The organism is Kitasatospora phosalacinea (assembly GCF_000717185.1).
Classification (GTDB): domain Bacteria; phylum Actinomycetota; class Actinomycetes; order Streptomycetales; family Streptomycetaceae; genus Kitasatospora; species Kitasatospora phosalacinea_A.
Map to the genome: position 1 here is coordinate 51,097 of NZ_JNYE01000038.1, position 7,195 is coordinate 58,291.

General features: G+C 76.3%; 8 protein-coding genes. 3 read left to right on the forward strand and 5 right to left on the reverse strand.

Annotated elements, in window-relative coordinates; translation table 11 throughout:
- Window positions 1-65: 65 nt before the first annotated feature.
- From OO57_RS18100 to OO57_RS43925, 4 genes are all read right to left on the reverse strand, one after another.
- On the reverse strand, window positions 66-1,364 hold the full coding sequence (locus OO57_RS18100; protein ID WP_033253543.1) for an alpha/beta hydrolase family protein: 1,299 nt from the start codon (window positions 1,362-1,364) through the stop codon (window positions 66-68).
- Window positions 1,365-1,481: 117 nt separating this feature from the next.
- Window positions 1,482-2,054, reverse strand: a complete 573-nt coding sequence (locus tag OO57_RS18105) for a hypothetical protein (protein WP_033253544.1) — start codon at window positions 2,052-2,054, stop codon at window positions 1,482-1,484.
- 71 nt (window positions 2,055-2,125) lie between these two features.
- On the reverse strand, window positions 2,126-3,250 hold the full coding sequence (locus tag OO57_RS18110; RefSeq protein WP_234337392.1) for an MFS transporter: 1,125 nt from the start codon (window positions 3,248-3,250) through the stop codon (window positions 2,126-2,128).
- A gap of 219 nt (window positions 3,251-3,469) precedes the next feature.
- The gene (locus tag OO57_RS43925) at window positions 3,470-3,613 is read right to left on the reverse strand and encodes a hypothetical protein (RefSeq protein WP_158715158.1); all 144 of its coding nucleotides are present in this window, start codon (window positions 3,611-3,613) and stop codon (window positions 3,470-3,472) included.
- Window positions 3,614-3,768: 155 nt separating this feature from the next.
- Here OO57_RS43925 and OO57_RS18115 point away from each other — a divergent pair, with 155 nt between their 5' ends.
- On the forward strand, window positions 3,769-4,023 hold the full coding sequence (locus OO57_RS18115; protein ID WP_033253545.1) for a lipopolysaccharide assembly protein LapA domain-containing protein: 255 nt from the start codon (window positions 3,769-3,771) through the stop codon (window positions 4,021-4,023).
- A gap of 6 nt (window positions 4,024-4,029) precedes the next feature.
- Here the strand turns inward: OO57_RS18115 and OO57_RS18120 are convergent, their stop codons facing one another.
- Complete coding sequence (locus OO57_RS18120) at window positions 4,030-5,202, reverse strand: PP2C family protein-serine/threonine phosphatase (RefSeq protein WP_051777902.1); 1,173 nt, start codon at window positions 5,200-5,202, stop codon at window positions 4,030-4,032.
- A gap of 368 nt (window positions 5,203-5,570) precedes the next feature.
- On the opposite strand from OO57_RS18120, the gene OO57_RS18125 reads away from it, so the two are divergent.
- A complete protein-coding gene (locus tag OO57_RS18125) occupies window positions 5,571-6,119 on the forward strand; it encodes an LURP-one-related/scramblase family protein (RefSeq protein ID WP_033253546.1) in 549 nt (182 codons plus the stop codon).
- A gap of 393 nt (window positions 6,120-6,512) precedes the next feature.
- A partial coding sequence (locus tag OO57_RS18130) for an SDR family NAD(P)-dependent oxidoreductase (RefSeq protein WP_033253547.1) occupies window positions 6,513-7,195 on the forward strand: 683 nt, incomplete at its 3' end.

The window sequence follows — 7,195 nt, forward strand, 5'->3', positions numbered from 1 at the left end:
CGCGGGTCGTGCCATCAGGGGCCCGCCGTTCCCCGAGCCCCTGAGTACGCGCCCCCGAGGGGCTGTCAGCGCTCGTACGTCATCTCGGGGAAGCGCGCCGAGGGCCCGTCCAGCAGGTGGTCGTCGCGGCCGCGCAGCCAGCGGTCGAAGAAGGAGGCGGCGTAGGCGCGGGTGGCGGCTCCGGCGCGGGCGGGCGGGAGGTCGCCGATGTCCTCGCGCAGGGCGTCGGGGGAGAGGGCGCCCTGGCGGGCGAGTCGGGGGAGGAGGGCGGCGGCGTCGGTGTAGGACCCGTGGCGGGAGCCCTCCAGGGTGACGTCGGCGTGCCAGCCGGTGCTGTGCTGCCACAGGGCGTCCCAGCCGGGCTGCTGGTGGTAGGAGCCGGAGTCGGGGCTGCGGGTGCCCATCAGGAGGAAGGGGCGGTCGAGGCCGTCCTCGGCGACGCTGGGGAGGAGGACGCCGCTCTGCCCGTCGGGGCCGGGGAAGTGCAGTTGGCCGTCGAGGTCGATCGCGGCGGCGATCCGCGGGTCGTCGTGCATGGCCTGCAGGGCGGTGAAGCCGCCCGCGGAGTGCCCCGCCATGCCGATCCGGTCGAGGTCCAGGGCGGCGGCCAGCCCGACGGGCAGGCCGGGCCGTTCGCCGAGGCAGGCGAGCCGGTCCAGGACGAGGCGGGTGTCGGCGACCCGGGCGTCCAGCGACCTGCGCAGCACCGCGCCGATGTCCAGGTTCGGGTCGCCGAGCATGCCGGGCAGCACGGACGTCGCCAACTCGCCGTCGGGGAAGGCCACTTCGGACGCCTCGTAGGTGTGGTCGACGGTCACCACCACGTACCCGCGGGAGGCCAGGTCCTCGACCAGCGCCGTCCCCCAGGTGCGCGGGTCGCCGAGCCCGGCCGAGTACAGCACGACCGGGCGCGGGCCGCCGGGCAGCACCGGGGCGTCCGTCCGGGCGTGGGTGCGGATCGACGACCAGTCCGTACTGCCCGGCGTGACCGAGTAGTTGATCGCCCCGATGCCGTCCGGCCCGCCGAAGTGGGCCCCGGCGGCCGCGGTCATGTACGGGGCCCGCGGGCCGTCGGCGGAGCGGACGGCCGGGTACCAGAGGCTCACCATCAGCTCGCGCGTCCGCCCGGCCGTCCACGGGTCGGGCCGGGAGTCGTCGGAGATCCGCAGCGAGGTCGTCCCGATCGCGAACGGCCCGCTGGGCTCCGGTAGTTGCGCCGTCGCCTGCCGCGCAACCGTCGCCTGCTGCGCACCCGCCCCGGCCCCGCTCCCGGCCGCCGCCGCCGTGCCCGGCAGCCCCGCCGTCGCCGCCAGCGCCGCGAGCAGCAGCGCCGCCCCGATCCGTCGTCCCCGCTCGCCCGTCATCGGAAGTCCCTTCGTGTCCCGTGCCTGCTGACGGGCACCACCGTACGGGGACGAACCGGCGGACTGCGTCGTACCGCAGGGCCAACCGGCGGGGTGATACCGGGGTATGACGCCCGATCAGGCGCCGCCCTTCCGCCCGGGGAGGGAGAGGAAGGTGACCGCGGCGGTGGCCGCGGTCAGGGCGAGGACGAAGGCGCCCAGGGTGAAGAGGCCCAGGGTGAGGCAGGCGGTGAGGGCGAGGACGGCGAGGGAGGACAGGAGGGCCCCGGCGCGGACCGCCGCGCGGCCGGTGGCCCGGGCGGCGCGCAGCGGGCCGCGGCGGTGCCGGAGCCCCGCCAGTGCGAGCAGGCCGACGAACGGGAAGGCCGTGGTCAGCGCCCCGAGGTCCCGGTCCCGGGCGAACAGCGAGTCCGCGTCCACGGAGAACACCTCGGCCGCACCGAACACCGCGGCACCGGCACCGGCACCGACCAGGACGAGCACCGCTCCCACCGGCCGGAGGGCGGAGGCCCCCCGCGGCGGTGCCGTCCGGCCCGACTGCGCGCGCTGCGCCTCCAGGAAGGCGGCGAACCGGCCCCCCGCCCCCCGGAGGTCGAAGGCCAGGACGCAGCCGGTCGAGAACGCGGCGATCCCCCAGCAGAGCAGGAACGCGAACCCGGGATCCGGATCCGCCCCGGTGGCCATCAGCACGGTCGGGCCCCTTCGCGTGCGCAGTGCTGCGGCACTCGTACCACGGGGCGGCCCGGCAGGAGAGGACCCCGTCAGCCCAGCGCGCGGGCCCGGCGCAGCAGGAAGGCCCCGGAGGCGGCGGCCAGCACGGCCATGCAGGCGGTGAAGACCAGGCCCGCGTCGGACAGGCCGAGCGGGCCGTCCAGCAGGCCCACGCCGACCACCGGGATCGAGATGCCCAGGTAGGCGACCACGAACAGCAGCGAGAGCACCCCGCCGCGGTGGGCCTCGGGCGCCGCCGCCGCGACCTCGCCGACCGCGCCGCGCAGCGCCATGCCCTGCCCGGCGCCGCCGACCAGGGCGGCGAGCACCAGCGGGGCGAGGGCCTCGGTGGCCAGCGACAGGGCGAGCAGGCCCAGGCCGCCGATCAGCACCAGGCAGCCCAGCGGGAGCGCCCGCCGCGCCCCCAGCTTCGGCACCAGCAACTGGCCGCCGGTGGACGCGAAGAACGCCGAGGCGACGACCAGGCCGACCACGGCGTGGTTGTGCACCCCGACCTCCTCGGCCAGGAACGCGGGCGTCACCGAGGTGAACACCCCCAGCAGCGAGAACCCGGCGAACGCGGCGACCGCCGCGGGCACGAACACCCCGCGCACCTCGGCGGGCAGCGACGGCCGCCGCGCCCGCGCGGTGCGCAGCGGGCGCGCCCCGGCGACGCTCTCCGGCAGCGCGCGCACCACCGCGAAGGACAGCGCCAGCAGCACCAGGTGGACGGCGAACGGCAGCGTCAGCGGCCGCGCCGCGTACTGGGCCAGCAGCCCGGCCAGCAGCGGCCCGCAGCCCAGGCCGCCCATGTTGGCGGCGGTCGCGGCGAAGCCCGCCCGGGCCCTGCGGTCGGGCGGGGCGAGTTCGATGACGTACGCGGTGGCGGTGCCGGTGAACAGGCCCGCGGCGAAGCCCGACAGCAGGCGGCCCGCGAACAGCCAGGCCAGGCCCTGCTCGGCGAGGAACACCACCGCACTGGCCGCCGCGCACCCCAGGCCGCACAGCAGCACCGGCCGCCGCCCCACCGCGTCCGAGACGTTCCCGAACAGCAGCAGCACGCCGATCACCCCGAGCGCGTAGACGGCGAACACCACCGTCACCATCAGCTCGGAGAACCCGATCCGCTCCTGGTACAGCCCGTACAGCGGGGTGGGCAGCGTCGTCCCGGCCATGCAGACGGCGAACGCCGCCGCCGCCCCCAGGTACCCGCTGCGTCGGCGATCGGTCACCACCCCACCGTAGGCAGCGCGCCGGACCCGGGGGAACCGGCGCGCCGGGGGCGGACGGGGGCGGACGGGGGCCGACCGGCCGTCAGGACGTGCCGCGGCCCCGGCCGGGAGGGGGCCGGGCCGGGGCCGCGGCGGTCAGCGGGGGTGGGTCAGCGGGGTGGGTCAGTGGCGGCGGCTCCGGGTGGTCAGGCGCAGGGCGGCGCCGGTGAGGAGGGCGAGGAGGGCGAGGAGGGCGGCGGAGACCCGGTGGTCCTGGTCGAGGACGGTGGTCAGGCCGACTCCCGCCGGGGTGTGGGCACGCACCATGTGGAACGGGAACGGCACCCGGTCCAGCACGGCGCCCGGCTGCCCGGGCCGCTCGCCGCGCTGATCGTCAACTGCCGCTGAAGCTGGAGCCGCCGGTGCAGTCGGGTTCGGAAGCCGACGGGCCGAAGCGGGCGAACCGCCACATAATGGGCCGTATGGCTGACAAGACGAGCAGTGCGGACCGGCCGGCCTCGGTCACCGTCGGCGGCCGCAACGTGCGCATGAGGACCATCGCGTTCCTGATACTCGGGGTGCTGGCGGTCTGGTTCATCGCCGTGAACACCGCCTCCGTGAAGATCCGCCTGTGGATCCCCACCGTCACGCTGCCGCTGTGGCTGGTCCTCCTGGTCACCCTGCTGGTCGGTGCCGCCCTCGGCTGGCTGCTGGCCCGTCGGCGGCCCAGGGGCTGAACGGCCTCACGCGGCCACGGGGACCGCTGCCGGTTCCGCGGCCTCCGCGGCCTCCGCGGCCTCCGCGGCCTCCGATGCCTCCGCCGCCTCCCCGGCGGGGTGGAAGTCGCAGAGCAGCAGCGCCGAGTCGTCGTCCGGCCCGTGGCCCGTCCACTCCTCGACGTCCGCCCGCAGCAGGCCCAGGGCCTGCCGCGGGCAGGGCGGTGCGAGCACGGACGGGGCGCGGTCGGTCAGCGGGTAGAACGTGCCGGAGCGGTCGCGGGCCTCGGTCAGGCCGTCCGTGCAGAACAGCAGCCGGTCGCCCTCGCGCAGGGTCAGCACGGTCGGCCGCGGGGCGGGCGCCCCCGTCAACGCGGACAACCCGAACGGCGGAGCCGGGTCCAGCTTCGGCAGCACCGGCACCGACCCGCCCGCCCGCAGCAGCACCGGCACCGGGTGCCCGTGGTCCAGCAGCACCGTCCGCCCGTCCTCCCTGACGTCCGCCAGCAGCGCCGTGACGAACCGGTCACCGGAGGTCTGCTCGGCCAGCGACTGCTCGATCCGGGCCGCGAGGGAGCCCAGGTCCGGCGCGACCGGCGCCGCGTTGCGGAACGCGCCCAGCACCACCGCCGCCGCGCTCACCGCCTCCAGCCCCTTGCCCTGCACGTCCGCGACCAGGATCCGCACCCCGCCCGGCACCTGCACCGCCTGGTACAGGTCACCGCCGACCCGGGCCGTCCGGTGCGCCGACCGGTACGACCCCGTCAGCTCCACCGGCCCCAACCGGGGCGGCAGCGGCGGCATCAGCACGTTCTGCACCGTCTCCGCGACCGCCCGGGCGTCCACCAGCTCCCGCTCCGCCCGGATCCGGGTCACCGACACCCAGCACGCGGCGATCGCGGTGAACGCGATCCCGGCCAGCGCGACCCACACCCGGGTGTGTCCCCACAGCCCGTCCCACACCGCGATCAGCAGCACCAGCACCGACCCCAGCAGCGCCGAGCCCAGCACCGTCCGCGGCGTCCCCCGCCCCGCCGCCAGCGCCGGGCCCGCCGCGAACAGCGGCAGCAGCCCCAGCGCCGGCCCCAGCAGCAGGTCGCCCAGCGCCACCAGCACCATCGCCCCCACCGGCAGCACCCACGGCCGCGCCCACCACCGCCCCCGCCCGGTCCGGCCCGGCTCGTTGACGGTCGACGACATCTCGTGGCTTCCTCTCGCGTGTGCGCGCTTCCGCGCGGGCCCGGCCGGGTCGGGCCAGGTCGGGCCGGGACGGGCGCCCCGGGGGAGCCCGGCTGACACCGGGCAGACACCCGGCGGCACCGTGAACACGCCGGGGACAGGTCGGCGGCAGCCGCCGACCGCTGGGCTACGACCCTACCCACCCCCCACCGCCCCCGGTAGGGCCCTTCGCCCCGCGCCCCCTCACGCCCCGCTCACACCCGCAGGGACCGCGCCCGAAAAGATGCGCCCCCGCCCGGACGGCGGTACGAAGGGCCCACGGACGGCGCACCCGGCAGCGGGGCGGCGTCCGCGGCCGTACCGCCGCACGCTCAGGAGAGGACACCGGGATGTTCGAGGAACGACGGGCCCGCCGCCAGGCCAACCGCGCTTTCGACCACGGCGAAGGCGTCACCCGCTACCAGATGCACCAGAAGGTCCTCGCGATCGGCGACGACTACTGGATCGACGACGACTCCGGCGACCACGTCTACAAGGTCGACGGCAAGGCGATGCGGCTGCGCAAGACCTTCCACATCGAGGACCGCACCGGCCACCGGGTCGCCACCGTGCAGGGCCGCGCGCTGCGGATCAAGGACTCGATGGAGATCGAGGACGCCGACGGCAAGCGCATCGCCATGGTCAAGAAGGCCCTGATCAACCCGCTCCGCGACCGCTGGCACATCGAACAGGCCGACGGCCCCGACCTCGACGTCCACGGCAACGTCCTCGACCACGAGTACACGATCGAGCGCGACGGCCGAAAGGTCGCCGAGGTGTCGAAGAAGTGGTTCCGCCTGCGCGACACCTACGGCCTGGAGATCGGCCCCGACGCCGACCACACCACCGTCCTCGCCGCCGCGATCGCCATCGACGCGATGACGCACCCGGGCGACTGAGCGCCGGGGCCGAGGGGGTGAGCGGGGAGGCTGCGGGAAGGCCTGGGAGGCCGAGGACGGCTGCGCAGCGGACGGTCGGTTCCGCTCCGCGGTCAGGCCCTCGGCGGTGAGCTGCCAGGAGAGGGCGGCGGTGCCGCGGGGGCGTGGCGGGCCCTGGCCCAGGTGAGGCCGCCCGCCGGGGCGCAGGCCGTCGCAGCGCTCCCGGACGGTGGTGGCGCCCCGGGTGACGGGGGTAGAGCCAAGGACGGGCACTCGGTCTGCAGCAGCAGCCGGGTGCCGGAGGTGTGGACGGGCCCCGTGTCCGTCGGGTGGCGCCGCCCGCCATCCCGGGGCGGTCGGGTGTGGTGACCGCCCACGTGGGCCGCCGGGCGGTCCGTTCCTAGCGTGGCCGCCATGGATTCCCACGAGACCCCCGACGGCCGCTTCCTGGCCGGACGCACCGCCATGGTGACCGGGGCCGCCGCCGGCATCGGCCGGGCCTGCGCGGAGGCGTTCGCCGCGGCGGGCGCGCACGTGTACGTCGTCGACCTGGCCGCGGCGCCCGCCGAGGAGCTGGCGGCCCGGATCGGCGGCACCGCGCACGTCGCGGACCTGTCGGACCCGGACGCGGTGGAGGCGCTCCCGGCGGACGCGGACATCGTGGTCAACAACGCGGGCCTGCAGCACGTCGCCCCGGTGCACGAGTTCCCGGTGGAGCGGTTCGCGCTGATCCAGCGGGTCATGGTGGAGGCGCCGTTCCGGATCCTGCGCCGCACCCTGCCGCACATGTACGGGCGCGGCTGGGGCCGGGTGGTCAACGTCTCCTCGGTGCACGGCCTGCGCGCCAGCGCCTTCAAGTCGGCGTACGTGACGGCCAAGCACGCCCTGGAGGGCCTGAGCAAGACCGTCGCGCTGGAGGGCGCCCCGTACGGGGTGACCAGCAACTGCGTGAACCCGGCGTACGTGCGCACCGCGCTGGTGGAGCGGCAGATCGCCGCGCAGGCGCTGGCGCACGGCATCCACGAGGACGAGGTGGTCGAGCGGATCATGCTCGACCGCACCGCCGTGAAGCGGCTGATCGAACCGGACGAGGTCGC